Genomic DNA, 26,999 nt, shown 5'->3' on the forward strand with positions numbered 1-26,999 from the left:
ACTCCCACCTATGCGCGTCCAGAACTCCTTCATCGCCGCCCGCGGGGTCGGCGAGACGACTGAACGCCGCCTCTGGCAGGACGGCGTCACGCACTGGGACGACTTCGACGGCACCGGACGCGGCATCGGGGACGCCACCGCCGAGAACGTCCGGCGCTTCATCGCGGACGCTCGAACCGCCCTCGACGACGGCGACACGCGCTTCTTCGGCGACATGCTGCCGAACAACGCGCTCTGGCGGCTGTACGAGAACGTCGCCGGCGACGTCGCGTTTTTCGACATCGAGACGACGGGACTCGACAAGCGAACGGGCGACGTGACGACGGTGAGCGTCCACCGCGACGGTGATACGACGACGCTCGTGCGGGGCGACGACCTCACGAGCGAACGCCTCGCGGACGTCCTCGACGCCTCGCTGCTCGTCTCGTTCAACGGGAAGCGCTTCGACGCGCCGTTCCTCGAGCACAACTTCGACTGCGGCCTGGACGCCCCGCACCTCGACCTCATGTACCTCTGCAAGCGCCTCGACCTCTCGGGCGGTCTGAAGGCCGTCGAGCGGGACCTCGGCATCGACCGCGGCGGAATGGACGTCGACGGCCGCGAGGCGGTCCGCCTCTGGCACCAGTACGAGCGCGGCGACGAGGCCGCCCTCGACCGCCTCGTGGAGTACAACCGCTACGACGCCCAGAACCTCGAAACGCTCCTCGACACCGTGTCTACGCGATTGCACGACGACGTGTTCGCGTGCCACCTCTGAGTCAGCACTCGTTGCCGCCGATATCTAGTTCTCGGTCCTGTATCCGGACGATTATTCGGTTCTGGATCTCTGCGTTTGGGTCACACGACATCTCGTAATCGTAGTACCGCGTGACTCCGCCGTCGAGACTGGCGGAGAGGTGCAGTACAGAGGCAAGCGGAACTGGGCCCAGACCGTCCAACTTCGTCACTGTGGGCGGTTCCTCTGGGTGACGAGCGGAAATCGAGTACGTGGCGTCGACCATCACTGTCTCGTCTTCGTCTCGAAGAACTGCGTCGACCGTGTGCTGGTCGTCGGTGTGGTTCACGACCCAGAGTTGGAGCGAACTCGATTCAGTTCGACCCGAGAGGCAACCGCCGGGAAGTCCACCGAGGAGAACGCCAGACGAACGAACTACGCTCCGTCTCGTCACTCCGGTCATACGTTCCGTTCAAAGCCCGGAGTTTTACCAGTTACTCTGCGTTCGAAGCGGAAATGGCGGTTTCCCAGTCATTCCCCGAGCGGCACTTCCACCAGCGTCAGTGAGTCCGACGCGACCGCGTCCTCGAGTGCGTCCTCCAGTTCCTCCCAGGACTCCGGACGGACGGCGTCCACGCCGAAACTCTCGGCGAACGCGACGAAGTCCGGGTTGCCGATGCCCGTGCCGAAGTGCGTCCCGCGGTTCTCCACTTGCTGCTCGGAGATGAGGCCGTAGTCGTCGTCCCGGAACACGAGCACCGTGAACGAGCAGTCGAGTCGGCTCGCGGTCTCGAGTTCCGCGGCGTTCATCAGGAACCCGCCGTCGCCGGTGGCCGCGACGACGTTCGCGTCGACGGCGAGGTCCGCGCCGAGTGCGCCCGGAACGGCGATGCCCATCGACGCGAGGCCGTTCGAGATGACGCAGGTGTTCGGCGCGTACGCCGGGTAGTGGCGCGCGATGGCCATCTTGTGGCTGCCCACGTCCGAGACCAGAACGTCCTCGTCGGCGAGCACGTCCCGGAGGGTCGGAAGGGCACCCCGCACCGAGAACGATTCCTCGTCCGGCGGCGCGAGCGCGTCCGAGACGATGTGCTCGCGCAAGTCGGCGTACCAGTCGTCGTCCGTGACCGCACCCGTACCGCCGTCACTGTCGCCGTCCCTGATTTCCTCGTTCACCGCACGCAGCGTCGCCCCCACGTCCGCAACGACCTCCAGGTCGGGGTCGTACTGCTCGTACACCTCCGCGGGGATGCTGTCGACGTGGACCAGCCTCGTGTCCTCGAGGTTCCACGCTGCGGGGTCGTGCTCCGCGATGTCGAAACCGACGGTGACCACGAGGTCCGCCCGCGAGATGGCCTGCTTCGCCTCGCCGTGTGTGCCCGAGTCGAGCGTGAACAGCGAGCGCTCGTCGTCGTCCGGGAGTGCGCCCTTTCCCATGAACGTGCTCGCCACGGGCGCGTTCGTCGCCTCCACGAACGAACACAGCGCGTCACTCGCGTCGGTCCGAACCGCGCCGTTCCCCGCGATGACGAGCGGACGCTCCGCGGACGCGACCATGCTCGCCAGTTCGCGAGCAGATTCCCGGTCGGGGTTCGGGCGCCGCACGCGCTCGCGCTGGGGTAGCGGACGGACGCTGGTCTCCACGCCCGCGACGTCCTCCGGCAGTTCGATGTGCGTCGGTCCCGGTTTCTCGTACTCCGCGACCTTGAACGCCTTCCGCGCGGACTCGTGGACGGTCTCCGGGTCGCCAACCTGCGCGTTCCACTTCGTCACCGCGTCGAACATCGACACGATGTCGAGGGTCTGGTGGCTCTCTCGGTGGAGCGCCTCGCGGTCCGTCTGCCCCGTGATAGCGACGAGCGGCGCCCTGTCGAGGAACGCGTCAGCGACCCCCGTCAGGAGGTTCGTCGCGCCCGGCCCGAGCGTCGAGAGGCAGACGCCGGCGTCGCCAGTCAGTCGCCCGTGGACGTTCGCCATGAACGCAGCGCCCTGCTCGTGTCGAACGGGAACGTACTCGACGTCGCTGTCACGGAGCGCGAACAGCATATCCTCGGTCTCCTCGCCCGGCAGACCGAATACGCGCTCTACGCCCTCGGCCTCGAGGCTCGCGACCAGACACTCCGCGGTGTTCATGTTCGAGTGGACGGCCGACCTCCGGAAATGGGTTTGGACCAGATACTCGTCTCCGGCCGTCGAGACGGCGGCCCACCGCATCTGCAGTTACGTCTCCGTCCATCGGGACGGCGACCCACGCATTCACGGTCACGAGACGCCGTTCGGGTTTCGCCGCCCGTACGTTCATTGAGCAGGCGCCCGTCAGTCGACGTATGAGAAGTGTGAACCCCGCTACGGGCGAGGAACTGGCGAACTACGAGGACCACGACGGCGACGACGTGGACGCCGCGCTCGGGGCCGCGACGAACGCCTTCGAGTCGTGGGCTGACCGAAACGTAGAGGAGCGCTGTGACCTGCTCGACGACGCCGCGGACGTCCTCCGCGAGAAGACCGAAACGTACGCCGAACTGATGACCGAGGAGATGGGGAAGCCCATCGACCAGGCCCGTAGCGAGGTCGAAAAGTGCGCGTGGGTGTGCGAGTACTACGCCGAACACGCCCCGGAACAACTCCAGACCGAGCGGATGGCCAGCGACGCCGGGGAGCGAGCGGAAGTTCGCTACGAACCGCTCGGTCCCGTGCTCGCGGTGATGCCGTGGAACTTCCCGTTCTGGCAGGTGTTCCGCTTCGCCGCGCCGAACCTCGCGGCGGGGAACGTCGGCCTCCTGAAGCACGCCTCGAACGTCCCGGGGTGTGCGCTCGCCATCGAGGAGGTGTTCGAGGAGGCCGGCTTCCCGGAGGACGCCTTCCAGTCGCTGCTCATCGGCTCTGATCTCGTGGAGGACGTGATTCGGGACGACCGCGTCGTCGCCGCGACGCTCACCGGGAGCGAGCGCGCGGGTCGCTCGGTCGGCGAAACCGCGGGCAACGAACTCAAGAAGACGGTCCTGGAACTCGGCGGGAGTGACCCGTTCGTCGTGCTCGACGACGCCGACGTGCAGCAGGCCGCAGAGACCGGGGCGTGGGCGCGCGTCCAGAACTCGGGGCAGTCGTGCATCGCCGCGAAGCGGTTCATCGTCCACGCGGACGTCTACGACGAGTTCGTGGACGCGTTCGTCGACGAGATGGACGACTTCGAGGTCGGCGACCCGAAGGACGCCGACACCGACGTCGGCCCGCAGGCCCGCGAGGACCTGCTGGAGGACATGCACGAGCAGGTCCGCCAGTCCGTCGAGGACGGAGCGACGGTCCAGACTGGTGGTGAACCACTCGATTGGGACGGTCCATACTACCCGCCGACCGTGCTCACGGACGTCCCGCGGGACTCGCGGGCCGCGACCGAGGAAGTGTTCGGTCCCGCCGCCGCCGTGTTCAGGGCCCGCGACGAGGACCACGCCGTGGAGATCGCGAACGACACGAAGTACGGCCTCGGCGCGAACCTCTGGACGGAGGACCGCGAACGCGCCGACCGACTCGCCGACGAACTCCGTGCAGGCTCCGTGTTCGTCAACTCCTACGTCGGCTCCGACCCGCGACTCCCGTTCGGCGGCATCAAAGCCTCCGGGTACGGTCGCGAACTCTCCGAACACGGCATCCGGGAGTTCGTCAACCGGAAGACTGTCCACGTCGAGTGACGCCGGTTTGGCGGAGAACGATGGGGTGAGTTACCTCGCCTACAGCCGGCCAGCGGCGTCGGCGCGCGCTATCACCCCCTGGGCCATCTTGTTCGTCGCCTCGTCGACCATCTCGCCGTCGACGGACACCGCGCCCGCGCCGCTTGCCTGGGCCTGCTCGTACGCGTCCACGATACGGGTGGCGCGGTCGACCGCGTCCTCGTCTGGCGCGAACACGTCGTTGGCGACGGGAATCTGGCTCGGGTGGATCGCCCACTTGCCGTCACAGCCGAGCAGGCTCGCGTGACGGCACGAATCCCGGAACCCGTCGGTGTCCTCGATGTCGGCGTACGGACCGTCGATGACCTGTAGGCCCTCGGCCTTCGCGGCGTGCGCGAGTCGAGCGAGTTGGTAGCCCCAGTAGTGGCCGGGGTACCCCTCGCCGGACCCGATGGTGAGGCCCGCCGCGCCGACGCTCGCAGTGTAGTCGCCGGGGCCGAACACGAGCGACTCGAGGCGGTCGCTCGCGCCGGCAATCTCGGGCGCGTTCGACATGCCTTTCGCGCTCTCGATCTGTGCCTGCAGTCCGATACCGCCCGTGGGGAGACCGCTGTTTCCCTCGACCTGCGTGAGCAAGTTGTCCACGGTCCGGAGTGTCGCGGCGTCGTGGACCATGGGAACCATGATGGTGTCCAGGCTGTCGCCAGCGCGCCCGACGACGTCGATGACGTCGTCGTACCACCAGCGCGTGTCCACGCCGTTCATCCGGAAGCACGGGCGCGTCTCCGACCAGTCGCCGTCCTGCAGACCCGCAACGACGGTTTCGCGGGCGTCGGCCTTCTCGTTCGGCGCGACCGAGTCCTCGAGGTCGAGGAACGCCTCGTCGGCGCCCGAGTCGGGTGCCTTCCGCACCATCTCGGGATCGCTACCGGGCGTGGCGAGTTGGGTGCGGCGGAGCGTGACGTCAGTCATCGGTAACAGTCGCCTCGTCACCATCTTCGACTCGTGGTTCGCCTGACTGCTCGCCTTCGCCGAGGGGGTCCTCGTCCTCGGTGAACCCCTCGGAGTTCTCGATCCGCTCGCGGGCCGCCGGGTCGAACCGGCCCTCTACCGCCTGGAAGTGCGGGACGTTCGAGAGTTCGTGGTGGGACTCGGTCTCGTGACCGAGGTACCGCTCCTCGAGATCGAACTGCGCGCGTTCGTCCTCCTCGGCGAGTCGGTCGAGGTCCTCGTAGACGCTGTGGGCGCCGGAGTGCAGGCCGAACAGCGTGATGAAGATGTACTCGTAGCCTAGGTCACCGAGCTCCTCGAAGGTCAGCGGGTCTTCTTCCTCGCTCCACGCGAACGACGACGAGTAGTTGAACGCGAGCGGGACGTCGGGGTGGGTTTCGTGGAACGTTTCGGCGTACTCGACGGCGTCTTCGCGTGATGGATCGGGCATCTCGGGCCACACGAGATCCGCGCCGGCGTCGGCGTAGAGGCGACCGCGCTCGAGGTGTTCCTCCCAGTCGCCGTTCGCGGAACCGTAGGCGTCCGTTCTCGCGATGACGACCGTGTCGTCACAGAGTTTTGCGTCGACGGCGGCCTCGTAGCGCGCGACGGCCTCTTCTCGGGAGACGATCTGCTTGCCGGCGATGTGGCCACACCGCTTCGGGCTGGTCTGGTCCTCGATGTGGACGGCGGCGACGCCCGCCTTCTCGTACTCGCGGACGGCGCGTCGAACGTTGTGCGTACCGCCGTAGCCGGTGTCGCAGTCTGCGACGACGGGGAGGTCGGTGGCTTCGACGATTCGTTTCGCGTTCTCGACCATCTCGGTCATCGTCACCATCTCCAGGTCGGGGAAGCCGAACTGGCCGAGGACGGTGGAGTAGCCGCTCATGTAGACGGCGTCGTGGCCCGCCATCTGGGCGAGGCGGGCGTCGAGGGCGTGGTAGATGCCGGGCGCGAAGACGAACGGGTCGTCGTCCTCGAGCAGGTCGCGGAACTCGCGGGCGTTCGGGTTGTCGATGCGTCGCTGGTCGGGGTGGGTTGGCGTCGTCATTGGGGTTGTGCCGGGCGTTTGCGTGCCGATACTGGCGGAATCGGTGGTTACCGTACCATCGCAGTCGAGGAAACCACGAGGACCCAGATAAAGTTAATGAACTATAATTATAAATGCGACGAAGGGGCCTGATACACCTAGAATGTCAGGAGTTACCACAGTCGCGTCGGGACGGGAGGGTTCATGGGACGCCGAGGCAGGTGTGGCGCCGGTACAGGTAGTACGCGGCCAGCGGAACCGTGCCGAGGAAGCAACTTCCGACCACGGCGACGACGGCGGCGAGCGCGTACCGGCGACCGTTCGGTTGCCAGTCCGGGGCCGCGTCGCCCACGGCGTCCGCGTCCCGGTAGAGGGCGACGGGGAACGCCACCCCGAAGACGAAACCGAGCAGTGTGAGCGCGAGCGCTGCCGGGAGGAACATCGCGTAGTCGGCCGTCTCGCCGAGCAGGACCACCGACGCGATGCCGAGCGCGAAAACCAGTACCGACCCCGCGTACAGCGGCGTCAGCGCGACCCAGTACCACCACTGGGAGTCGACGACTGGGTCGCGGGCGCGTCCGGTCGCGGCGGTCACATTTGTGGAACGACGACCCCCCAGATGACGGCGCCGCCGACGACGCCGAGGAGCAGGATGGCCGGCGTGACGTAACCCGTGACGAAGAACCCGACGCCGACGAGCGCTATCTTGAGCGCCATCGCGACGGCGAGCGCCGAGACGAGAACCGTGCTCCGCCGGTCCTCGAGGGCGTCTGTGGCACGACTCAACTCGAACCGGGCCGACAGCCAGACAGCTACCGCCACCGTGAGGGTTCCCAGCACGAGCAGTCCAGCCAGCGGGAGCGCGCTTCCCGTCGTTCCAGCGTGCAGTGGAAGTGGTGTCATCGATCGGTCGAGTGGTGTCGTCGGTTGCGACGAACGGTTGTTCAGTCGCGTCTAGCAGTACCGTCTACGTTCCGTTGTTATCCTTCGCCGGTAGCCCGCACGTTCGTACTGACTGTCGTCCGCACGCTGGATATATCTTATCGCGCCTTATCGCGTGACGCCACCGTCTTATCTCGTGACCGCACCCGTCCGCTGGCCGTTGCCCGGCCGTGGGTAACGGCGTCGAAGAACAGCACCCGACTCGTCACGTCTACGTGCCAGTCTGTACCGAGCCCGTCTCCTCCCAGTAACAGCGCTCACAGGGCCGGTGCCGTTGCCCACCACTCTTAACCAGATCAATCCCATTGGCTACTACCGTGATGTTCTGTAGCGGAGAGGAGGTGACGCGATGAGATGGTCGAACTGGTCAGGCGGTCGTTCCTGAAGAACGTCGCTGGCGTCACCGCCGCTGCGACTGTCGCCGGTTGCACGCAACCGGTCGCGCTCAACATGCCTTCGAGCAAGCTCGTCGGCGGCCCTGACGACCTCCAGTCGGAACTGACGGTGTACATGTACGCGCCGGACAACGGCGGGGAAGCCGGGAACCAGGGAATTCCCTTCATGTTCCGACCGATGGTCGGGTTCGTCGAACAGGGAACGACTGTCACGTGGACGCACGCCGGCAACGAGAGCGTTCTGCACTCCTCGACGGCGTTCGGTGGGACGAGCAGTGACCCGCGGTTGATTCCCACCGACGCGAAGGGGTGGAATTCGGGGCCGTTCGCGGCCAAGAAGGACCCGTACCAGCACACGTTCGAGACGCCCGGCGTCTACGTGTACTACTGCATGCCGCACAAGAACTTCGGCATGGCGGGCATCATCGTCGTCGGCGACGTCGGCCCGGACGACCCTGGGTGGAGTCCCGGCATGACCGAACCGATCCGTTCCGACTCTCCGCTCTCGCCCGAGATGACACAGAAGATACCCGAACTCAGAGGCATGGTCGAGAAGCAGTACGAAACGACAGGTCAGTCCGAACAACAGCAGGAGATAGACCAGTCTAACCGGAAACAGGAGACAGGCCAGTCCAACCGACAGCAGGAAGGGGGTTCGTCGTGACAGAAACCAGCAATCCTATCGCGACCGAACACGAGCCATCCGGGTGGCGGAAGTGGGCGTACACGACCAACCACAAGCGGATCGGCGTCATCTACCTGTGGGCGGGGCTTTTCTTCTTCTTCCTCGCCGGGTTCGCCGCGATGCTGTTCCGGGCTGAGCTGGTGATGCCGCCGACGAACTTCTTCAGCATGAACGAGTACAACGCGCTCGTCACGCTCCACGGCCTGACGATGATATTCCTCGTGTTGCAGGTGCTCGGCGGCGCGTTCGGGAACTTCATGCTCCCCCTGCTGGTCGGCGCCGACGAGATGGCGTACCCACGGCTGAACGCGCTCGGCGCGTGGATCGTGTGGGGTGGCGGTATCCTCCTGTGGTGGCCGGTCACCACGTACGGCCTCAGCCTCACCGGACTCCCGTTCTACGGCGGGTGGTTCGGCTACGCGCCGATGTCGACGACGCTCACGACGGTCGGCGCGCGTACGTGGCCACTCGCAATCATCATGCTGACGATCGGCTCGACGGGAACGTTCATCAACTTCATCGTGACGCTACTGAACGAGCGCCGCCCGAGCCTCGACCTCCTCGACATGCCGCTGTTCGTCTGGGGCATCTTCGTCACCGGCCTGCTGGCGCTCTACGGACTCCCGTGGCTCACCGCGGCGATGGGACTCGCGTACCTCGAGATGGCCCACGGCCTTGCGTTCTTCAACCCCGCGCTGGGCGGTTCACCGACGCTGTACGCCCAGTTGTTCTGGCTGTTCGGACACCCCGAGGTGTACCTCGTCCTGCTCCCGGGGTTCACAGCGGTGTTGATGATGCTTCCGCGGTTCACCGGTCGCCCGCTCTGGGGCCGGAATCTCGTCCTCGGGGGAATCCTCTGGATCACGTTCCTCTCGAACCTGGTCTGGCTCCACCACATGTTCACCATCGGGACCGGCGGCGGACGCTTCGCGTTCATGTTCACGTCACTCGGCATCGTCGTCGGCTTCGCCGTCATCATCTTCTCGGTGGCGGCGACGATGTGGCGCGGCCGCATCCGCCTGAAGACGCCGATGCTGTTCGCGATGGGCTTTTTCATGATGCTCATCATCTCCGGCCTCGACGGCATCCTGCTCGGCATCGTGCCGAACAACATCGTGATGCACGACACCTGGTTCGTCGTCGGGCACTTCCACTTCACGCTCTTCTCGAGCATCCTCGGCCTGTTCGCCGGGCTCTACTACTGGTACCCGCGGATGACCGGACGGATGTACAACGAGTTCCTCGGCAAGGTCCACTTCGCGTTCACGTTCGTGTTCGCGACGAGCCTCTTCTTCATCATGGGGAAACTCGGGGAACTCGGGATGATCCGGCGGTACGCGACGTACACGTACATGCCGTCGCTCCAGAACCTCCAGATACTGGGCACCGCCGCCGCGTTCATCCTCGGCGCGGCCCAGCTCGTGTTCGCCGGAAACCTGCTGTGGAGCCTCTACAACGGCGACCGGGTGGAGAATCCGTGGGATGACCTGTTCGCGGGTCAGGACATGCCCTCGCCGGAGTGGGACGGGTTCCCGTACGAGCCACCGACGCCCGGCAACGTCGTCAACCCGGAGGCCACGTCCCCCGGCGGACAGGCGGACGGCACCGCAGGCGGACCGGGTGACGACGACCGCGCCACGTCCGACGGCGGCCAGTTCGTCGAACAGAGCGACCACCGCGACGCCGACGGCCGCAGCGACGGCGTGACGAACGACGGCGTGACGAACGACGACGTGGAGTCGGACGGAGGCGTGGAGTCGGACGACAATGTAGAGCCGGACAACGCGGAGCAGGACGGTGGCGCTGTAGACGGGGGTGACGGCCGATGACTGACGACGGGCAGAGCCGACTCGAAACCGCAGTGATGGCGCTCGTGTTGCTCGTCGGCCCCATCGGTCTGGTCTGGGAGTTCGGAACGAGCATCCTCCACACTCTTCCGGTGTCGGGGAACCTCCCGATCGCGTTCATCCACCGACTCGACGTCGCGATGTTCTCGCTCGTCATCGTCCTCGGCGGCGGGACGCTTCTGGCGTTCATCTACGCCGCAATCCGGTACTCCGATAGCTTCGTGCGTGCGCCCGAGCGGATGCCGGTGAAGTGGCGCCAGCGGTCGTTCGTCGCGTGGCTAGCAATCGTCATCGGCGTCCTGCTCGTGACAGCCACCGTCGGAGCGACCACCCTGATGACAGTCGACAGCGGCCCCGCTCCCACGAGTTCCCAGGGGAACCAACTGAACACCGCGGGGTCACTCACCTACAAGGTCGTCGGCGTCCAGTGGACGTGGATGGTCAAGCCGGTCAACCCGAACTTCCTCGGGTTCGCGATGCGCCGCGTCATCCGCGTCCCGGCGAACACCACGATACACTTAGAGATCACGTCGAAGGACGTCATCCACAGCTTCGCCATCCAGGCCTTCGGCGTGAAGAAGGACGCCGTCCCCGGCCAGACGAACGACTACTGGTTCGTCGCCAAGGAGACGGGCCGCTACCAGATCAACTGCGCGGAACTCTGTGGCGCCGGCCACTCGAAGATGACGCCGACGCTCGTCGTGATGCCCCGCGAGGAGTACGCCGAGTGGGTCGTCGAGCACGGCGGTACCAACCCGTTCGAGAGCATCAACGTGACCCGAAACACCACGACCGCGAACACGACGACCGGTAACGCGAGCATCGCCCGCCCGGACGCCGACACGGTCGCCCGTTCGGAGCTCGGCACAGCTGCCCGTCCGGGTCCCGACACAGTCATTCGTTCGGAACTCGACGTGGTTCGTCGCGCCACGGCCAGCGGGGTGAGCGCGCGTGCTCGGTGAGGACGACGAAGTGTACTCCGAGGTGCCCGAAGAGGTCACCGTCGGCGAGAAGACCGAGGGGTTCCCCCACGAGAGCAAGTACCCCCTGGTGGTCACGCTCGGCCTCACGCTCCTCGGCTTCGGTCTCGCGTGGCCGTCGCCGCTGTTCACGGTTCTCGTCGGCGCCCCTGTCACGCTGTGGGGCGTCGGTGGCTGGACACTCGAGTACGCGGTCGGCGACTACGAGGACGACGTGATTCCCGAACAAAAGCGCCAGCTCCTCGGGATGGAGAGCGGGACGATTGCGACCTGGCTGTTCATCGTGACCGAGGGGCTGTTGTTCGCCGGCCTCTTCCTCTCGTACTTCTACCTCGAGGCGGACCACGGCCCGTGGCCGCCCCGGGGCCTTCCGCACCTGGACTTCGTGTACGCGCTCGGCTTGACCGCCATTCTCATCTCCAGTGGGGTCACGCTATACATCGCGCGGCGCGGCCTCGAGCGCGGGAACAGGCAGACGTTCAACTACGGGCTGGCGGCCACCATCATCCTGGGGCTGCTGTTCCTCGCCGGGCAGGCCTACGAGTACAGCCAGATGGTCAGCGAGGGGCTGACGCCGTGGGCCGGCGCGTACGGGTCGACGTTCTACCTCGTCACCGGGACCCACGGGGCGCACGTCGTCCTCGGCCTCGTGCTGCTCGGCGTCGTCGGCGCGCGGGCGTGGCTCCGCGGCCACTTCGACGAGAACAGACACCTCTTCGTGAAGACCGCGTCGTACTACTGGCACTTCGTGGACGCCATCTGGCTGCTCATCATGGTCTTCATCTACTTCTGAACACCCATGAGTCGGACACACTCCCGTGGCGCGTCGCCTGCCGAACTCGTCTCGGAGATCGACACCAGGTGGTTCGCGGTGTTCGCCGTGCAGGCCCTGACGCTGGCCGCGTACGCCAGCCTCTCCGGGACCGACATCACGTCCGTCCGGTACCTCGTCTACCCGTTCGTCTGGATGAACGTGGCCGCGTGGGCGGTGTTACGCGTCGCTCCCCGGTCGGGACCTCTACGCACTCGCGTACTGGCGGCGTTCGTCGGAACGACGTACTTCGCCGTCCTGTTGTACGTCGCGGGATTCCTCGGGCACGGCCACGCGTCGATGACCGGCCTCCGCGTCGTCTCCGCGGCGCCCGGATGGGGGCCGATGGTCGCCTACCAGAACGCATGGATACGCCTCTACGTCGTCCCCTTCCAGGTCATCGGGTACGCCGCGCTCTCGTACCTGCTGTACGCCACGATCCTCGACGCGACGCGGGCCGCGGTCTCCGGCACGCTCGGACTGGTCTCCTGTGTCGGTTGCGCGTGGACGCTCGTCGCGCCGTTCATCGCTGGCGGGTCCGCCGTCGGCGCGGTCCTCTACAACTGGTCGTACGACCTCACGACGGTGGTCTTCGTGCTCACCGTGGCACTCCTCGTGCGAGCGCTCGACCGGCAGTGAACCTCTCGCGTGGGGCGCGCCCACGGTCCGACTGTCGAGGCCCAAACGCAGATACGACGCGAACCCGTCTGCGTCCGACATGAGCATCCAGTCGACGTTACAGAGTTTCCTCACGAACCCGACGTACCTCACCATCTGGGGCGTGCTCGTAGCTATCTCGCTGAGTATTCTCGTCTGGGACCTGTGGAAGAACAACGAGGAACTGGGCCGCCTGATGAAGTTCGTCTGGGGGTTCACGGTGCTGTACTCGGGCCCGCTCGGACTCGCGGGCTACTGGTGGTCGGGGCGCACGCAGATCGCACACGATTCGCTCTGGCGGAAGGGGTTCCGTTCCGTCTCTCATTGCTACTCGGGGTGTGGCTCCGGCGAGGTGACCGGCGTCGTCATCGCCGTCGGCCTGCTCGCGCTCGAGACGCTCTGGGTAGCCGTGGTGACGTTCACGTTCGCGTACATTCTCGGCTACGCCCTGACCGTCGGCCCGCTGATGGAGGACGGCGTTCCCTTCGGTGAAGCAGTGAAGGACGCCTTCTACTCGGAGACCGCGAGCATCACCGTGATGGAAGTCGTCGCCATCGGCACGGACATCTGGTTGGCCGGTGAGGCGGCGATGAGCGACGTGCTGTTCTGGACCGCGCTCGTGTTCTCGCTCACGCTAGGTCTCGTCGCCGCGTACCCCGTGAACGTCCTCCTCATCGAGTTCGGCGTCAAGGAAGGGATGATGAATCCCGCGGAGATGGGATGACGGAAGCCAGCGACCGACTCGACGACCCTCTGGGTCGGCAGCGTGATTGTAGTAGCTCCGCGTCCAACTGACTCCATGGACGACAGCCCCGAGAGCGGGCGTTGGCTCGTCGTGAACCCGACGAGCGGCACCGCCGACCACGTCGAGCAGGTGCGCGAACTCGCCGCAGAGCGCGAGTACCGCGTCGAGGAGACCGAGGCAGCCGGTCACGCCGCCGACATTGCGGAGCAAGCGGTTGCGAACGACGCTGAACTGCTCGCAGTCGCCGGCGGCGACGGGACGCTCCACGAGGTCCTCCAGGGGCTCGCGGACGCTGACGCGCTCGGAGCCGTGCCACTCGCCGTGATTCCGGCGGGGACCCAGAACCTCTTCGCGACGAACGTCGGCGTCGAGACCATCGAGGGCGGGTTCGACGTCGCAGAGAACGGGCGCCGACGAAATCTCGACGTCGGATTCGCGGGCGACGAACCGTTCGTGATGTCCTGTATCGCGGGGCTTCCCGCCGACGCGAGCGTGGCGACCTCCGACGAACGAAAGGAGCGATTCGGAGCGATCGCGTTCGTCATCGCGGGCGTCGAGGCGGCCGCGGGGTTCGACGGCCTCTACATCGAACTCACCGCGGTGTCGAACGGCGAGGAGACGACGTGGTCGGGCGACGTACTGTGTGCGCTCGTCGGGAACGTCCGCCGGTTCGTGAACGAGGGCGGGCAGGCGAACGTCGAGGACGGTCTCTTCGACGTAGTGCTCATCGAGCAGATGCCCGCGACCAACATCGTCACCGAAGCCGTCGCGCAGCGACTGTTCGGACAGGACACCGAGCACGTCGTTCACGTCCAGGCGAGTCAGTTGGAAATTGACGGACTCCACGACGAACCGATCGACTTCAGCATCGACGGCGAACTCAGCGCGCACGACCGACTCGTGTTGTACAACCGGCCGCGTGCGGTCACCGTCTGCGTGGGCGACAACTACGAGCAGACTCCGACCGAGTGATAGATGGCGGCTACGAGACCCTGTAATCCGCAGTTACCGTCCGGTAAGCGAAGCGAGAACCGGGCGTCTCGGGAACCACCGACCAGACCGTCGTCAGTACGACTGCGTTACTGACCCCGGCGTCCGACCAACTGGAATGGCTCACATCTGGTGCCCAGATGAACCTATTTGGGAACGATTAGAGATGGGGAAATCAGGGTACTGCGACGCAAAACCTTTCTGTAATATTCTGATAAATTGGGCGCTCCATCCAGAGTAACTAAATGTTTCAGGTGGTAACGCCGTCCTACTCGATGGCTGCAAGCACGGCAGAACTGAACATCAGACGCGAATCGCTGCTCTCGGCCGCGTCGAACGTGGTCCTCGTCGTCGTCCACCTGAGCACTCTGGGGCTTCTCACGCGAGCCCTGAACCCCTCGGGCCTGGGCGCTTACTTCTACGTGCTGTCGGCGGCGCTGATAGCGATCATCCCCTCTCGGGAGCTAAGCAACATCATGCGGAAGCGCGCGAGCGAGAGCGACTCCGACACGGGCGAGTTCTTCGGCCTCGCGCAGGCCGGCACCCTCTTCTATCTGCTCGGCTTCGCCGGCGCGCTCGCGCTCGCCGCTCCCGTGATCGTAACGTACACACCGCTCTCCCACGCAACGGTGGTCGCCTTCGGCGTCTACACGGCCGTTCTCACGCAGTCCGCGATGTCGACGCGGCTCTACGACGCCGTCGGGAGCCCCGGGGCGTCTATGATCGTGCAGTCGGTCCGCGAGACCGTGTTCCTCGGCGGCGTCGCCGGGCTCGTCTGGCAGGGCGTCGCCACGCCGCAGTCGGTGCTGTTCACGGCGGCCGGCATCCACCTCCTGACCGCGCTCGTCATCTACCTCGTCGTCGGCGTGGTCCCGCGCGTCCCCTCGCGGGACTCGCTCACGAGCGGGTTCGAGTTCGGGAAGTGGAGTTTCCCGAACGGCGTCGCGAGCTACCTCTGGGAGCAAGCCCCGCCGCTGCTGATGGGCGTGCTCCTCGGCGGCGCGGCGGTCGCGCTGTACGAGACGGCAAAGCGCGTGACGATGGTCGGCGCGTACCTCGCGACCTGCATCAACGACCCGCTGTTGGTGAAGGCGAGCGCCATCGGCTCCGCGGACGAAGAGGTGATGCATTACGTCGAACTCGCCCTCGACTACACGCCCAGCGTCGCCATCCCCGTCGTGTTCCTGATGGCGCCCGTCACCACCGAGTTGCTCACAGTCATCGCGGGCCCGGAGTACGCCACCGGCGGCCTGGTGCTCGTCGGCGTCGCCGCGATCCACGTCCTCTCCGGGATGATGACGCCGATATCGGCGGCGATCCGCGGCGTCGACGAACCCCAGTACGTGTTCTACGTCACCGTCGCGACGCTCCTTGTCGGCGCCCCCGCGGTCGCCCTCGCTGCCGCCGGAGGCGGTCTGGCGAGCGTCGTTCTCGTGCTCGTCGCGATGGAACTGGGCGGTGTCGTGTTCTCCGAGATAGCCGCGTACCACGCGTTCGACCGGTTCGTCGTCCCGAACACGCTCCACCTCCAGTTCGGCGCGGCGGCGGTCGCCGGCGCGTTCGTCTGGGCCGCGAGCAACACTTTCGACGTGGCGAACGCGTCGACGCTCGGGTTCGTGCTCGCGGTCGGCGCGGCCGTTCACTACGGCCTCTTCGCGCTGACGAGCGAGCACTTCCGGAACGGGTCGATCCGAACGGTCCGTGACGTCGCTCGGTTCCTCGGCAGCGCCACCTCAGTTCGCAGCGGGGACGTCTGATTCGATGCGGGGATTTTTGGGCGAACAGCCACAACCCGCGTCCATGGCGGCGCGCCCACCGCAGTCCGACGACGAACCGCGTGAGCCGGCCGTGTTCGGCATCGCGGCCGTCGACGACTACCTCTCGGCCGCAGACATCTCGTATCCCGCGACGCCGGAGGACGTGTCTACCGCGCTCGACGACCCGGACGTTGCGTGCGGTCCGAACGCCCACGACATCGCGCTCTCGACCGTCCTCGACCGAACGGGACGCGTCCGGTTCGACTCGCGGCGCGACCTACTCGACGAACTCCACGACGCCTTCGAACAGGAACGCCGGACCGGCGGCGGCGTGGTCGCGTGGCTCCGGTCGCTCGTGTCGTAGCCACACTCGGAAGCCCTGCTTCTCGCTGTCGGTGATCACTCGCTGATGCGCTCGACGGCCGCCAGAAAGCCATCCGCGTAGGACTCCGCCACGACCTCGTTGGCGGCCGCCCGCGCCGCGTCGTCCGCGTTCGCCACCGCGAACGACTCGCCCGCGACGCCGAACAACTCCACGTCGTTCTCCGAGTCCCCCACCGCGGTGAACGCCTCCGGGTCGAGGTCCAGTTCCGCAGCGACGGTTCGCAGCGCCGCGCCCTTGCTCATCTCCGGGGCCTTGACGTGGTACGCGTACCCGGTGTCGACGACCTCCTGGCCGTGTTCCGCGGCGAGTTCGGTGAGCGCGTCGAGTGGCTGGTTCCGGTTCACCGCGACCTCGGTCTCCCGCCACCGGTTCACGAGGTCGGCGTCGCCCCAGCCGAGCTCGTGGCCTGCGGCCTCGAACTCCCGGGTCACGTCGTCCGCAACCTCGCGACTGCCGAAGTAGAAGATATCGTCGTTCGCGAACGCGACGCCGCCGTTCTCCGCGATGACGCGCGTCTCGATGCCGACGAACCGGCAGAGCGCCACCGGATACGGGAGCGCCTTCCCGGTCGCAATCACCACCGGCGCGTCCCACTCCCGGAGCACGTCCATGACTCTGGAATCGATGGACCCGTCCGGGCGACTCAGTGTGCCGTCGATGTCGACGGCGAGCGGTGGAACCATACCCCGAGTAGCCCCGGCCCCGATAAATGGCCTGCGACGCCGAACGTTCAAGTACCAGAGCAGGACCACCCCGAACCGTGACCTGAAACCCGTCCAGTGCGCCCGGATTCGGAACGGCGGCACAGCGCACTGGAACGAGGTTCGCCGCCTGCACGCCCCTGCTCTCGGAGCGACGAATGTCGCCGGAGCGACACCGTCTTCTATCCCGCCAACGACGTCAAACTCCTGCCTGAGTAGTGACGCCGAACTCCCGCAGCGTTATGCCTGCCACCCGCGGTCGGTGTCGTTCAGGCGCTCGCAGCCGTCCTCGGTGACGATGACGAGGTCCTCGATTCGCACGCCGAACTCCCCGGACAGGTAGACGCCGGGCTCCACGGAGAACACCATCCCTGGTTCCAGTTCCCGCTCGTTGCCCTCGACGACGTACGGTTCCTCGTGGACGTCGAGTCCGACGCCGTGGCCGGTGCGGTGAGTGAACTGCTCCCCGTAGCCCGCGCGTTCGATGACGTCGCGCGCAGCGGCGTCCACGTCCTCGGCGGCGACGCCTGGTTCGACTGTGTCGACGGCTGCCTGCTGTGCTTCTCGGACGGTTTCGTGGACCGCCTCGTACTCCTCGGGTGGGTCGCCCGCGAACACGACCGTTCGCGTCTGGTCGCTCGGGTACTCGTCGACGCGCGTCCCGAAGTCCAGCACCACCGGCTCTCCACGCTGTATCTCGCGGTCGGTCCGGTGGTGGTGTGGCTTCGCGCCGTTCGGTCCGCTCCCGACGATGGTCTCGAAGGACGTTCCGGTTCCGCCGTTGGCTTCGAGTCGGTCCTCGACGTGGTCGGCGAGTTCCGTCTCCGTCATGCCGATAGCGTCCTCTCCGAGCGCCCTGACGTCCCGGACTGCGGCGTCCGCGGCGTCCGCAGCGCGACGCAGCGCGGCCAGCTCGGTGTCGTCCTTCCGCACCCGGAGCGGGCCGATCACCTCGTCTGCGAGACCCCACCCTGCATCCGGGAAGGCGTCACGGAGGTCCTGAGTGAACTGCGCCCACATCGTCGGGTCGAGCAACAGCTCTCCCGACGCCACGCCGAGGTCCGACCCCACCTCGCGGACCAGTTCGACCGGGTCGTCGCCGTCGGCCCACAGCCGAACGTCGGACACCCAGGACGCTTCCCGCAACTGCTCGTCGTACATCTCAGGCGCGACGAACGCCGGATTACCGTCGGCTGGGACGAACAACAGGAGGTGGCGTTCGCTCGGCGTCTCCTGGAATCCGGTGAGGTAGTAGCAGTTCGGACTCGGGAACAACACGGCGCCAGCCGCGTCTCGGTCGCGGAGCAGCGCCTGGCAGCGACGCGTTCGCTCCTCGAAGACGGTCATATCCGGGTGGACTCTGTGGATTCCCTTAACTCCCTGCGACGCGTCGGCGACTGTCACGTCTCCGCACCGTTCTCGTTCGTCGAACGCACGACCGAGTGCCAGAAGTAACAGATCGAGTACAAAAACGTGTTTGCGTGAACACTTATCCCTGCGTTCGTTCTACCTGCTCGTATGAGCGGTTCGAACCAGGCGTTCGACGGCGCCGACGGACTCCCCGAGGACGGGTTGCCGCCGGCGGAGGCGTTCGCGCTGCTCGGCAACGAGACGCGCATCACAATCCTCCAGGAGTTGTGGCGCGCGCCCGAGCACCCCGTGTCCTTCTCGGACCTGCGCAAGCGCGTCGAGATGCGGGACAGCGCGCAGTTCAACTACCACCTCTCGAAGCTCACGGACCAGTTCGTGCGCCGCACAGACGAGGGGTACGAGTTCCGGTACGCCGGCGAGAAGGTCGTCAGGGCGATTCTCGCGGGGACGTTCACGGACCAGGTAGCGCTCGACTTCCCGGTCGAGGGCGCGTGCTTCTCGTGTGGCGGGTCACTGGAGGGCCGATACGCGGACGAGCGACTCGGCGTCCACTGCACTGACTGCGGGGAGACGTTCGGGCGGTACGGCTTCCCGCCGGGTGGACTGCGCGACCGCACCACGACCGAAGTGGAGTCGGCGTTCGACCAGCGCGTGCGCCACCTCCACTGTCTCGCCGCGGACGGTGTCTGTCCGGAGTGTGGCGGTCGGATGAGCACCGACGTCGTCCCGGACGACGAGGACGCGCTGGGGTTGGAGGTGCGCGTCGACCACACGTGCGAGCAGTGCCGTCACACCATTTCGTCGCCCGTCGGTCTCTCCCTGTTGGACGATTCTCGCGTCGTGGCGTTCCACGCGGAGCACGACGTCGACCTCAACGAGCGGGCGCACTGGACGCTTCGCTGGTGTGTCACCGACGAGACCACGGAGTACGAGGCGGACCCGGTCCGCGTGGCCGTCACCATCGTACTCGATGGCGAGGCGATGGACGTGACTCTCGACGGCGATCTGCAGGTCGTGAGCACCGAGCGCCGCTGTGCCAACGCGAGTAGCGACGACGCGCGGATGGCGGCGGACTGACTCGACGTTTCTCTCGGGGTCTCGGCATCTCGAGCCCACACTGTTGTCTAGATGTCGACAGAATTGGATTTCAGTCCGGAGCCGGACAGAAATGTAATTCAGGAATCAACTATCTGGGTGGGGTATGTCCGTACAGACGAGGACAGAGATGCCAACCAACACTCGCAGCCGACTCGGTGCACGGTCACGGGAACAAACGACGGCCACCGCGGCAGCGCGCGCGAACCTCGTCTCCGTCGCCGAGACGCTCGCTGCGCTCTTACCAGCACTCGCGGTACTGGGGCTGATCCTGTTCAGTCTCGCCAGCCCGACGCTCGCGTTCGTCTTGCTCGGCGTGCCCGCGGCAGTCGCGTTCGGTGTGGCACTCGCCTTCGGCGTCGCCCGCGCCGGCGCCGAACTTGCAGGTCGCCTCTGAGCGTCATCGGTCCTGGGCTCCACTCTGGACCGACGACGCATTCGCGTCACCCGGAAATCCGCCCCTGCCACCTCGTTGTCGAACTCAGTGGTAATACCGGCGTCGGATGCCGTCTCACTCGCTGTTAACCGCGCGGAGTGCGAACCAACCACGCCGGCTTTCAGAGGCACGGCCACCGACGAGCCGAGCGATACGGACGGCCTTTTGTCCGCTCGATTCCAACTCACTCTCATGGAGACCACCACGGAGGGGGCGTTTCGCGTGCTCGGAAAGGCACCGGGGCGCGAGGGGGTTCCCGGGAGTGAAGTGACTGGGAGCTCGTCGAGCGAGCGAAGCGAGTTCGACGGTGACCTGCTGTTGCTCGACCGCGCAGACCAGGAGCCCGTACGCGTCGACGGCGGCGGGTACGACGGCGCGCTCGCGGAGTCGGTCGACGCGCTCTCCCCGGGCTATCTCGTGACCGCGACGCTCTCTTGGAGCGACGGCGACGCTCGATTCGAGGCGTGTGAGATTCAGAAACGGACGTTGTTCACGTACGTCGGGGCTGCCTCCGGCATGTTCGAGGCAGCCCTCGACGTCATGGAACAAGCCCACCAGGAGGGCGTCGGCGTCCACGGCCGCCCGACGTTCAGCACGGACGACGAACCCAACGGCGCCGTCTACGCGTTCGCCGAGCAGGCGGGTGAGCGCGACGTCTTCGAGGAGATTCGCACCGGCTCGCTCCCGCTAGAACCGCTCGTCGACCGCCTCGACGAGTACGAGGACTGCGCCCACGAAGTGTTCGTGATGCGGCCCGTCGAGCACGACTTCGTCGTCGTCTACCTCGTCCTCCACCGGGATTCTGTTCTCGCGGACACCGTGCGCGACACCTACGACTGCCCGCGCCCGTCGGACGCGTAGTCAGTCGTGTAGCTGGTCGTCGCTCTCGGAGGGCCGTTCGGTCAACCGGACGAGGTCGGCCAGCGTCTCGTTCACAGGCGCGTCGACGCCGTGGTCGTCGGCGCGGCGGGCGAGAGCGCCGTTCAGCGCCTCGATCTCGGTCTGCTTTCCGGCTTCCACGTCCTGCCGCATCGAGGAGTGATTCGTCGCGGTGCGCTCGGCCACCTCGCGCGTGCGCTCGACGCAGTCCTCCGGAACGTCGACGCCCTCGGCTCGCGCGACCCGAACTCCCTCCCAGACCGCTCGTTCGAGTAGTCCTTCGCCCGGTTCGGACTCTACGAGCGCGCCGTTCGGGACGCGCGCGAGCGCTGTCGCAGCGTTGATTCCCGCGTTCACGAGCACCTTCTCCCAGACTGCCGCCTTCGGGTCGTCCGTGACGGTGGCCGAGAGCCCGGCGTCGGAGAGCAGCGTCGCAGTGGCCTGGACCCGGTCGTCGTTCACAGCGAAGCACCGGCCGATGGTCGTGTCACCGCGACCCGCGTGTCGCACGACGCCGGGCGACTCGATGACCGCGCCGTGGGTCGTCGTCCCCGCAATCACGCGCTCCTCGGGGACGGCGGCGGCGATGGTCTCGGCGTTCCCGAGTCCGTTCTGGAGCGTCAGCACGTCCGTCTCGTCGAGGTGGCTCGCGACCCCGGAGACCGCCTCGTCGGTGTCGTAACTCTTCACGCAGACGACGAGCAGGTCGGCGTCCGCCGCGGCCGCGGCGTCCGTCGCGACGGGGACGTCGACTGTGGAGTCGGTCCCGTCCGGATGGACGACTCGAAGACCGCGCTCCCGAACGGCCTCGACGTGCTCGCTTTCGCGGCCGAGTATCGTCACGTCCGCATCCGTCATCGCGAGGAGTCCGCCGACGAGCGACCCGAGCGACCCGGCGCCCAGCACCACCACGCGCATGGTCTGCCGTACGAACGGCCCCGGTAAAGCCGTGCGGGTCGAGGCGCCGGCCCGGATCGATGCAGGCGGTTCGTGTTTTCTGAGCGCGACAATTCTTTTACCGTGGGGCTACGACGCCCGAAAACATGGACTCACGAGACGGGCGCGGCCAGCTCATCCTCGTCGCGGGGTTCGGTCTCGCCGTCGCGTTCGTCGCGCTCGCGCTCGTGTTGAACACCGTCGTGTTCACGGAGAACCTCGCCACGCGGAACCACGACCGGACGGACGAAGCGCTGGCGTTCGAGGGCGCCGTCGAGCAGGGCGTCGGTGGGATAGTTTCGGAAGTGAACGACAACGAGAGCGCCACCTACGTCTCGCTTCAGGCCGAACTCAACGCGTCGATACCGCAGTGGAGTGACAACGCCACGTTGCTCTCGGCGGCCCGCGGGAGCCTCCGGAATGGGTCGCTCGCGGGCGTCGAGAACGGAACGCGACTCGCGCGCCCGAGCACCGGCAAACTGGCTACCGGGGACCTCGCCGTGGACGTGAGCGAGACGCGGCGCTTCCAGTTGTTCGTCACGCCGGAGTCGGCGACGGGCGTGACTGTCGAGGTTGCGGGCGACGACGACTTGTGGAGCGTTACTGTCTCGAACAGTACGGAGAACCCGTCATGGACGGACGTGGTCGTGAGCCAGAACGGGGATGTCGTCGCGCAGAACACGACGAAGTCGAACACAGTCGAGGTCGACCTGACGGAGGGACTCGTGAACGGTACGCGCGTCGCCAACTGGACGTTCGCTGGGGGCGTGGACGCGCCGTACACGATTTCGGTCACGGGCGACGGCGAGACGACCGGGAAGTACGTCCTGTTCGTCGACGAGCAAGTGAGCGACCTGACGACGGACGCGCCAACGGCGACGCCAGCTATCTATCGCGCGTACGTCGACATCTCCGTGCGGACGGACGCACTCACCTACGAGTCGAACGTGTCGGTCGCGCCCAGCGACCCGCCGGGGAACGAGACGTACGCGCTCGACGGGTAGAATCGGCCGTCTTCGGTCGGTCGCCACGCGTGGAATCGACCGGTTCCAGCACCCTTAACCGCGGCAGTCGACTTCTACTGTGTAAATGCCGCCAGCGATACGCACCGACAACCTCGTGAAGGAGTACGGGGACGTCCGCGCGCTCGACGGGCTCTCGCTCACCGTTCCCGAGGGCTCCTTTTTCGGGCTGCTCGGGCCGAACGGCGCGGGGAAGACGACGTTCATCAACACGCTCGTCGGCCTCGCGCGCAAGACCAACGGGAGCGCTGAAGTGTTCGGACACGACGTCGAAGACGACTACCGCGAAGCGCGGGACGCCATCGGCCTCGCGCCCCAGGAGTTCAACGTCGACCGCTTTTTCCCCATCCGGGAGGTGTTGATGCACAAGGCGGGCTACCACGGCGTGCCCGAGGACGAGGCCGCCGAACGCGCCGCCGAGGCGCTCGAACTCGTCGGCCTCGACGGGAAGGCCGAAACCCGGTTCGACTGGCTCTCCGGCGGGATGAAACGGCGGTTCATGCTCGCCCGCGCGATGGTCACCGACCCCGACCTGCTCATCCTCGACGAACCGACGGCTGGCGTGGACGTCGAGTTGCGCCGCGACCTCTGGGACGTCATCACGCGCCTGAACGACGACGGCACCACGATTCTCCTCACCACGCACTACATCGAGGAGGCAGAACGCCTCTGCGACGAGGTGGCAATCGTCGACTCGGGGCGGAAGGTCACCGTCGCGACGCCCGACGAACTCACCCAGCGCGGCACCGACACGGTCCGCCTCGCGCTCGAGGAGCCGACCAGTTCGATCCCCGACGTCACCGGCGACGGCATCGAACAGGCCGACGTGGACGGCGACACGGTCGAACTCCGTGCTGGCAACGGGAGCCAGGCGGTCCCCACCGCAGTGCGTCGACTGGAGGCCGGCGGCCATCGCGTCGTCGACGTCGACATCTCGCGGACGAGCCTCGAGGAGGTGTTCGTGGACATGACGCGCCGCGAGGAGGAAGCGACCGAGGAGCGCGGTGAGGATTCGGTCGAGGTGACCGTATGAGCGCGCTCTCCAACGGTCTGAAGGCGCTCACCGAGCGCGAGATACTGCGCTTCGTGCGCCGCCCGTACAACACGTTCCTCCCGCCGCTCATCACGAACGTCCTCTACTTCAGCGTGTTCGGCGTCATCCTCGGCGCGCGCATCGACGACGTCGGCGGCGTCCCGTACATCCAGTTCATCCTCCCGGGCCTCGTCGTGCTCGGCGCCGTGTCGAACGCCTTCGAGAACGCCTCCTTCTCCATCTTCCACGGGAGATGGAACATGTACATCCACGAGGCGCTGACGAGTCCGCTCGCGTACTGGGAGATGGTGGTGGCGTACGTCGCGTCCTCCGCGCTCCGGGGGGTCATCATCGGCACCCTCATCGCCGCAATCGGCGCCGTGTTCACGCCCGTTCACTCGCTCGCGAACCCGCTGTACGCCGTCGCGTTCATGCTCGTCATCACGACGCTGTTCGCCGCGTTCGGCGTCATCGGCGGCCTCGTCGCGGAGGACTTCGACCACCTCACGGTGCTCAACCAGTTCATCCTCCGACCGCTCGTGTTCTTCGGCGGCGTGTTCTACAGCCTCGACGCGCTCGGCGAACCGTTCCGTACGCTCAGCCTGCTGAACCCGATGGTGTACATGGTCAACGGCGTTCGGTACGGCGTCATCGGCGTCTCGGACATCGACCCGACTGCCGCGCTCGCCGTGCTTTCGGGGCTGACAATCGTCGTGCTCGGAATCGACGTGTGGCTGTTCCAGCGCGGCTACGGGCTCACGGACTGACTGAACGCGAATCCACCCCCTCGCTTTTCTCCCTGCATTTCGACGCTCCACCATGGAACGCGGCCGTGCCTACGCTGTGTCTGTCGTCACGCTCGGTCTTCTCTCACTCGCACACGCGCTCTGGACGTGGCCACGCCAGGCCACGCTTGCGCTGTTCGGTGGTGGCGCACTCGTCGCGTTCGTCGCAGAAGCAGTCGTCGTCCAGCTAGGGTGGCTCGACCACCACGTCGGCCCGAAACTGCTGGGCGTTCCGCTGTACGTACTGTTCGGTTGGACTGGCGTCGTGTACGTGTCGTTCCGGGTCGCTCTGCTGGTGACCCCGGGGTGGGCTGCCGTCGCGCTCGCTGCCGTACTCGCGACGGCCCTCGACGTCCTCTCGGACCCTCGCGGCGTCGCGGAGGGCCACTGGACGTACACCGACGACCTGCCCGGCCCGCGCCACCGCGACGTCCCGTGGTGGAACTACGCAGGGTGGCTCGCGGTCAGCGCGAGCACCGCTGCGCTCGCGCTCCAGTACTTACCCTGAGAGAATGACCGTGTCGTCGTCGTCCTCGACGCTCACGTCGTACCCGAACTCCTCGACGATGTTCACGCACGTCTCGACGTGGTTCGTCACGCGCGGGATTCGAACCTCGCCGCCGCCGAGCGCGAGGTACGGGATCAACTGGTCGGCGAGGTGTTCGTCCACCGCCGCGTTCCCGGTCTCGAACGCCTCGAACGCGTCGGCGGCCTCCTCGCCGACCTCTTCGGCCGGCTTGCCGCGCTCCCCGAGCACCGCGAACCCGGCCCGCGAGTGCTCGTACTCCGCGTCGACGACGACCGCGGAGCCAGGCGAGTCGGCCTCGGCGTACGACACCGACTGCTCGGCGTCTCCGACGCGTTCGAGGACGGCGTCGGCCTGGCGCTGTGCGACGTCGTCGTCCTCGAGTGACTCCTCGGCGACGGAGTGAACGGTCAGCGACGTTCGTTCGCCGCGCTCGGTGAGTTCGAGCGGCGACGCGGAGAACGGGTTCACCGTGAGCGAGGCCTTGCCACCGCCGCGTGGGTAGAACCCGCGGCGCTTCACCGAGGCAGACGCCTCGACGCCGTGGTCCTCCAGTAGCGGGAACTTGACGTGCTGGAAGTAGTCGAACGGCGGGGCCCACATCGCGTCCGTGCCGCCCTCGAGGTGCGCGGTGAACGGTTCCTCGAGCGCGACACCGATGGGGAGCAGCGCGTCGAAGACGAGTGGAACGCTCCCGGCGGTGCCGACCTCGACCGACACCTGTTGTTGTTCGTCTTCCTCGTCGAGCGCGTTCGGTTCGAAGCTGAACTCCTCGGCCCCGACCTCGACGTTGTCCGTCTCGGCGTTGCAGGCGGCGGCGACGGCCTCCACGGCTGCACAGTGCTGGGCCTGGAGTCCAGGGTTCGAGCGCGCGCGACGAACGTGACGCATCCTGAACGGTTCGTCAGTAACCGCAGACAGTGTAAGCGCGGTGCGGACGAGTTGTCCGCCACCGGCGCTGCCGTCGAGCAAGTGCATATCCACTACGAGAATGTCTGAGGGGAAAAACCGTTCGTCACCGTCGAAGCCCGAACGTCTCCGTCAGATTCTCCACTGTGGCGGGAGAAGACGGGGTATGGATGGCGATTTCGACGAGAGCGCGTGGCGAGACCGGCTCCGCACTCACCGCGAGGACAAAGACGACTTCCTCGCCGGCCACCCCCAGTCTCCGATTCCAGAGGGGGAGCGCGAGGCGTTCTCGGGGCTGGAGTACTTCGACCTCGACCCGGCGTACCGCGTTCTCGCTCGCTTCGAGCGCGCGCACTCGCCGGACGTGGAGAAACTGGCGTCGACGCGCGGCCCGCCCCAGTCCTACGAGCGCGTCGGCGTCTTCGGCTTCGAACTGGACGGCGACCACCACACGCTCGCGGCGTTCCGCGTCGAGGGCGCCGAGTCGCTGTTCGTGCCGTTCACCGACGAGACCAGCGGGGACGAGACGTACCGACAGGGTCGCTATCTGGACGTCGACGCTGCCGGCGCGGACGACCGGGAGACGGTCGCACTCGATTTCAACCTCGCGTACAGTCCGTTCTGCGCGTACGACGACAACTTCTCGTGTGCAGTTCCACCCGCGGAGAACGAACTCGACGTCGAGGTGCGCGCCGGAGAGCGCGTCTGA

Annotated in this window: 28 protein-coding genes; 19 read left to right on the forward strand and 9 right to left on the reverse strand. The window is 66.7% G+C overall.

What is annotated here, in order from left to right:
* Positions 1-10 precede the first annotated feature (10 nt).
* Entirely contained in the window at positions 11-757 is a 747-nt protein-coding gene (locus tag LT970_RS04620; RefSeq protein WP_232688292.1) for a ribonuclease H-like domain-containing protein, read from the forward strand.
* A gap of 489 nt (positions 758-1,246) precedes the next feature.
* Here LT970_RS04620 and LT970_RS04625 read toward each other — a convergent pair whose 3' ends face one another.
* A complete protein-coding gene (locus LT970_RS04625) occupies positions 1,247-2,848 on the reverse strand; it encodes an acetolactate synthase large subunit (protein WP_232688293.1) in 1,602 nt (533 codons plus the stop codon).
* 194 nt (positions 2,849-3,042) lie between these two features.
* Here LT970_RS04625 and LT970_RS04630 point away from each other — a divergent pair, with 194 nt between their 5' ends.
* Entirely contained in the window at positions 3,043-4,404 is a 1,362-nt protein-coding gene (locus LT970_RS04630; RefSeq protein ID WP_232688294.1) for an NAD-dependent succinate-semialdehyde dehydrogenase, read from the forward strand.
* Positions 4,405-4,443: 39 nt separating this feature from the next.
* Here LT970_RS04630 and LT970_RS04635 read toward each other — a convergent pair whose 3' ends face one another.
* The 4 genes from LT970_RS04635 to LT970_RS04650 all read right to left on the reverse strand — a co-directional run bounded on the left by LT970_RS04635 (position 4,444) and on the right by LT970_RS04650 (position 7,306).
* Positions 4,444-5,355, reverse strand: a complete 912-nt coding sequence (locus LT970_RS04635) for an HpcH/HpaI aldolase/citrate lyase family protein (protein WP_232688295.1) — start codon at positions 5,353-5,355, stop codon at positions 4,444-4,446.
* The gene (gene aceA / locus LT970_RS04640) at positions 5,348-6,424 is read right to left on the reverse strand and encodes an isocitrate lyase (RefSeq protein WP_232688296.1); all 1,077 of its coding nucleotides are present in this window, start codon (positions 6,422-6,424) and stop codon (positions 5,348-5,350) included. The genes LT970_RS04635 and aceA overlap by 8 nt, the downstream gene beginning before the upstream one ends.
* Before the next feature lie 181 nt (positions 6,425-6,605).
* On the reverse strand, positions 6,606-6,998 hold the full coding sequence (locus LT970_RS04645) for a hypothetical protein (protein WP_232688297.1): 393 nt from the start codon (positions 6,996-6,998) through the stop codon (positions 6,606-6,608).
* On the reverse strand, positions 6,995-7,306 hold the full coding sequence (locus tag LT970_RS04650; RefSeq protein WP_232688298.1) for a hypothetical protein: 312 nt from the start codon (positions 7,304-7,306) through the stop codon (positions 6,995-6,997). The genes LT970_RS04645 and LT970_RS04650 overlap by 4 nt, the downstream gene beginning before the upstream one ends.
* Before the next feature lie 393 nt (positions 7,307-7,699).
* Between LT970_RS04650 and LT970_RS04655 the strand changes: the two genes are divergently transcribed.
* From LT970_RS04655 to LT970_RS04695, 9 genes are all read left to right on the forward strand, one after another.
* Complete coding sequence (locus LT970_RS04655; protein ID WP_232688299.1) at positions 7,700-8,404, forward strand: plastocyanin/azurin family copper-binding protein; 705 nt, start codon at positions 7,700-7,702, stop codon at positions 8,402-8,404.
* A complete protein-coding gene (locus LT970_RS04660) occupies positions 8,401-10,254 on the forward strand; it encodes a cytochrome c oxidase subunit I (RefSeq protein WP_232688300.1) in 1,854 nt (617 codons plus the stop codon). The genes LT970_RS04655 and LT970_RS04660 overlap by 4 nt, the downstream gene beginning before the upstream one ends.
* Positions 10,251-11,234: a cytochrome c oxidase subunit II gene (coxB, locus tag LT970_RS04665; protein ID WP_232688301.1), complete on the forward strand. Its 984-nt coding sequence runs from the start codon at positions 10,251-10,253 to the stop codon at positions 11,232-11,234. The genes LT970_RS04660 and coxB overlap by 4 nt, the downstream gene beginning before the upstream one ends.
* Complete coding sequence (locus LT970_RS04670; protein WP_232688302.1) at positions 11,224-12,045, forward strand: cytochrome c oxidase subunit 3; 822 nt, start codon at positions 11,224-11,226, stop codon at positions 12,043-12,045. The genes coxB and LT970_RS04670 overlap by 11 nt, the downstream gene beginning before the upstream one ends.
* A 6-nt stretch (positions 12,046-12,051) precedes the next feature.
* On the forward strand, positions 12,052-12,702 hold the full coding sequence (locus LT970_RS04675; protein ID WP_232688303.1) for a DUF7546 family protein: 651 nt from the start codon (positions 12,052-12,054) through the stop codon (positions 12,700-12,702).
* A gap of 79 nt (positions 12,703-12,781) precedes the next feature.
* Complete coding sequence (locus LT970_RS04680; RefSeq protein ID WP_232688304.1) at positions 12,782-13,444, forward strand: DUF4396 domain-containing protein; 663 nt, start codon at positions 12,782-12,784, stop codon at positions 13,442-13,444.
* Positions 13,445-13,519: 75 nt separating this feature from the next.
* A complete protein-coding gene (locus LT970_RS04685) occupies positions 13,520-14,437 on the forward strand; it encodes a diacylglycerol/lipid kinase family protein (RefSeq protein ID WP_232688305.1) in 918 nt (305 codons plus the stop codon).
* Between the two features lie 293 nt (positions 14,438-14,730).
* Positions 14,731-16,212 (forward strand): lipopolysaccharide biosynthesis protein, encoded by a 1,482-nt coding sequence (locus tag LT970_RS04690; protein ID WP_232688306.1) that lies wholly within the window; start codon positions 14,731-14,733, stop codon positions 16,210-16,212.
* Positions 16,213-16,255: 43 nt separating this feature from the next.
* Complete coding sequence (locus LT970_RS04695) at positions 16,256-16,576, forward strand: hypothetical protein (protein WP_232688307.1); 321 nt, start codon at positions 16,256-16,258, stop codon at positions 16,574-16,576.
* A gap of 35 nt (positions 16,577-16,611) precedes the next feature.
* Here the strand turns inward: LT970_RS04695 and LT970_RS04700 are convergent, their stop codons facing one another.
* Both LT970_RS04700 and LT970_RS04705 read right to left on the reverse strand, forming a co-directional pair.
* Positions 16,612-17,280 carry a phosphoglycolate phosphatase gene (locus tag LT970_RS04700; protein ID WP_232688308.1) on the reverse strand — a complete coding sequence of 223 codons (669 nt, stop codon included), beginning with the start codon at positions 17,278-17,280 and terminating at the stop codon, positions 16,612-16,614.
* A 258-nt stretch (positions 17,281-17,538) separates the two neighbouring features.
* A complete protein-coding gene (locus tag LT970_RS04705; protein ID WP_232688309.1) occupies positions 17,539-18,645 on the reverse strand; it encodes a M24 family metallopeptidase in 1,107 nt (368 codons plus the stop codon).
* Between the two features lie 171 nt (positions 18,646-18,816).
* On the opposite strand from LT970_RS04705, the gene LT970_RS04710 reads away from it, so the two are divergent.
* From LT970_RS04710 to LT970_RS04720, 3 genes are all read left to right on the forward strand, one after another.
* Positions 18,817-19,746, forward strand: coding sequence for a winged helix-turn-helix domain-containing protein (locus LT970_RS04710; protein ID WP_232688310.1), 930 nt, complete (start codon positions 18,817-18,819; stop codon positions 19,744-19,746).
* A 148-nt stretch (positions 19,747-19,894) separates the two neighbouring features.
* Positions 19,895-20,161 carry a hypothetical protein gene (locus tag LT970_RS04715; RefSeq protein WP_232688311.1) on the forward strand — a complete coding sequence of 89 codons (267 nt, stop codon included), beginning with the start codon at positions 19,895-19,897 and terminating at the stop codon, positions 20,159-20,161.
* A 231-nt stretch (positions 20,162-20,392) separates the two neighbouring features.
* Positions 20,393-21,061, forward strand: a complete 669-nt coding sequence (locus LT970_RS04720) for a DUF6663 family protein (RefSeq protein WP_232688312.1) — start codon at positions 20,393-20,395, stop codon at positions 21,059-21,061.
* Here the strand turns inward: LT970_RS04720 and LT970_RS04725 are convergent, their stop codons facing one another.
* Positions 21,062-21,997, reverse strand: coding sequence for a ketopantoate reductase family protein (locus tag LT970_RS04725; protein WP_232688313.1), 936 nt, complete (start codon positions 21,995-21,997; stop codon positions 21,062-21,064).
* A 125-nt stretch (positions 21,998-22,122) separates the two neighbouring features.
* Between LT970_RS04725 and LT970_RS04730 the strand changes: the two genes are divergently transcribed.
* From LT970_RS04730 to LT970_RS04745, 4 genes are all read left to right on the forward strand, one after another.
* On the forward strand, positions 22,123-23,019 hold the full coding sequence (locus tag LT970_RS04730; protein ID WP_232688314.1) for a DUF7261 family protein: 897 nt from the start codon (positions 22,123-22,125) through the stop codon (positions 23,017-23,019).
* 85 nt (positions 23,020-23,104) lie between these two features.
* Positions 23,105-24,070, forward strand: a complete 966-nt coding sequence (locus LT970_RS04735) for an ABC transporter ATP-binding protein (protein ID WP_232688315.1) — start codon at positions 23,105-23,107, stop codon at positions 24,068-24,070.
* Complete coding sequence (locus tag LT970_RS04740) at positions 24,067-24,837, forward strand: ABC transporter permease (RefSeq protein WP_232688316.1); 771 nt, start codon at positions 24,067-24,069, stop codon at positions 24,835-24,837. Before LT970_RS04735 ends, LT970_RS04740 begins: the two co-directional genes overlap by 4 nt.
* A gap of 52 nt (positions 24,838-24,889) precedes the next feature.
* Complete coding sequence (locus tag LT970_RS04745) at positions 24,890-25,363, forward strand: carotenoid biosynthesis protein (protein WP_232688317.1); 474 nt, start codon at positions 24,890-24,892, stop codon at positions 25,361-25,363.
* Here the strand turns inward: LT970_RS04745 and rtcA are convergent.
* A complete protein-coding gene (gene rtcA, locus LT970_RS04750; protein ID WP_232688318.1) occupies positions 25,355-26,359 on the reverse strand; it encodes an RNA 3'-terminal phosphate cyclase in 1,005 nt (334 codons plus the stop codon). The genes LT970_RS04745 and rtcA overlap by 9 nt on opposite strands.
* Before the next feature lie 97 nt (positions 26,360-26,456).
* Between rtcA and LT970_RS04755 the strand changes: the two genes are divergently transcribed.
* Positions 26,457-26,999: a DUF1684 domain-containing protein gene (locus LT970_RS04755; RefSeq protein ID WP_232688319.1), complete on the forward strand. Its 543-nt coding sequence runs from the start codon at positions 26,457-26,459 to the stop codon at positions 26,997-26,999.

Origin of the sequence: Halobacterium zhouii (genome assembly GCF_021249405.1) — an archaeon.
In the GTDB taxonomy this organism is placed as follows: Archaea; Halobacteriota; Halobacteria; order Halobacteriales; family Halobacteriaceae; genus Halobacterium; species Halobacterium zhouii.

What these genes read in the sequence shown, in the direction of transcription:
- LT970_RS04620 (WP_232688292.1), top strand. Translation starts at nt 11, where the DNA reads ATGCGCGTCCAGAACTCCTTCATCGCCGCCCGCGGGGTCGGCGAGACG.
- LT970_RS04625 (WP_232688293.1), bottom strand. Translation starts at nt 2,848, where the DNA reads ATGAACACCGCGGAGTGTCTGGTCGCGAGCCTCGAGGCCGAGGGCGTA.
- LT970_RS04630 (WP_232688294.1), top strand. Translation starts at nt 3,043, where the DNA reads ATGAGAAGTGTGAACCCCGCTACGGGCGAGGAACTGGCGAACTACGAG.
- LT970_RS04635 (WP_232688295.1), bottom strand. Translation starts at nt 5,355, where the DNA reads ATGACTGACGTCACGCTCCGCCGCACCCAACTCGCCACGCCCGGTAGC.
- aceA (WP_232688296.1), bottom strand. Translation starts at nt 6,424, where the DNA reads ATGACGACGCCAACCCACCCCGACCAGCGACGCATCGACAACCCGAAC.
- LT970_RS04650 (WP_232688298.1), bottom strand. Translation starts at nt 7,306, where the DNA reads ATGACACCACTTCCACTGCACGCTGGAACGACGGGAAGCGCGCTCCCG.
- LT970_RS04655 (WP_232688299.1), top strand. Translation starts at nt 7,700, where the DNA reads ATGGTCGAACTGGTCAGGCGGTCGTTCCTGAAGAACGTCGCTGGCGTC.
- coxB (WP_232688301.1), top strand. Translation starts at nt 10,251, where the DNA reads ATGACTGACGACGGGCAGAGCCGACTCGAAACCGCAGTGATGGCGCTC.
- LT970_RS04675 (WP_232688303.1), top strand. Translation starts at nt 12,052, where the DNA reads ATGAGTCGGACACACTCCCGTGGCGCGTCGCCTGCCGAACTCGTCTCG.
- LT970_RS04680 (WP_232688304.1), top strand. Translation starts at nt 12,782, where the DNA reads ATGAGCATCCAGTCGACGTTACAGAGTTTCCTCACGAACCCGACGTAC.
- LT970_RS04685 (WP_232688305.1), top strand. Translation starts at nt 13,520, where the DNA reads ATGGACGACAGCCCCGAGAGCGGGCGTTGGCTCGTCGTGAACCCGACG.
- LT970_RS04690 (WP_232688306.1), top strand. Translation starts at nt 14,731, where the DNA reads ATGGCTGCAAGCACGGCAGAACTGAACATCAGACGCGAATCGCTGCTC.
- LT970_RS04695 (WP_232688307.1), top strand. Translation starts at nt 16,256, where the DNA reads ATGGCGGCGCGCCCACCGCAGTCCGACGACGAACCGCGTGAGCCGGCC.
- LT970_RS04700 (WP_232688308.1), bottom strand. Translation starts at nt 17,280, where the DNA reads ATGGTTCCACCGCTCGCCGTCGACATCGACGGCACACTGAGTCGCCCG.
- LT970_RS04705 (WP_232688309.1), bottom strand. Translation starts at nt 18,645, where the DNA reads ATGACCGTCTTCGAGGAGCGAACGCGTCGCTGCCAGGCGCTGCTCCGC.
- LT970_RS04710 (WP_232688310.1), top strand. Translation starts at nt 18,817, where the DNA reads ATGAGCGGTTCGAACCAGGCGTTCGACGGCGCCGACGGACTCCCCGAG.
- LT970_RS04715 (WP_232688311.1), top strand. Translation starts at nt 19,895, where the DNA reads ATGCCAACCAACACTCGCAGCCGACTCGGTGCACGGTCACGGGAACAA.
- LT970_RS04720 (WP_232688312.1), top strand. Translation starts at nt 20,393, where the DNA reads ATGGAGACCACCACGGAGGGGGCGTTTCGCGTGCTCGGAAAGGCACCG.
- LT970_RS04725 (WP_232688313.1), bottom strand. Translation starts at nt 21,997, where the DNA reads ATGCGCGTGGTGGTGCTGGGCGCCGGGTCGCTCGGGTCGCTCGTCGGC.
- LT970_RS04730 (WP_232688314.1), top strand. Translation starts at nt 22,123, where the DNA reads ATGGACTCACGAGACGGGCGCGGCCAGCTCATCCTCGTCGCGGGGTTC.
- LT970_RS04735 (WP_232688315.1), top strand. Translation starts at nt 23,105, where the DNA reads ATGCCGCCAGCGATACGCACCGACAACCTCGTGAAGGAGTACGGGGAC.
- LT970_RS04740 (WP_232688316.1), top strand. Translation starts at nt 24,067, where the DNA reads ATGAGCGCGCTCTCCAACGGTCTGAAGGCGCTCACCGAGCGCGAGATA.
- LT970_RS04745 (WP_232688317.1), top strand. Translation starts at nt 24,890, where the DNA reads ATGGAACGCGGCCGTGCCTACGCTGTGTCTGTCGTCACGCTCGGTCTT.
- rtcA (WP_232688318.1), bottom strand. Translation starts at nt 26,359, where the DNA reads ATGCACTTGCTCGACGGCAGCGCCGGTGGCGGACAACTCGTCCGCACC.
- LT970_RS04755 (WP_232688319.1), top strand. Translation starts at nt 26,457, where the DNA reads ATGGATGGCGATTTCGACGAGAGCGCGTGGCGAGACCGGCTCCGCACT.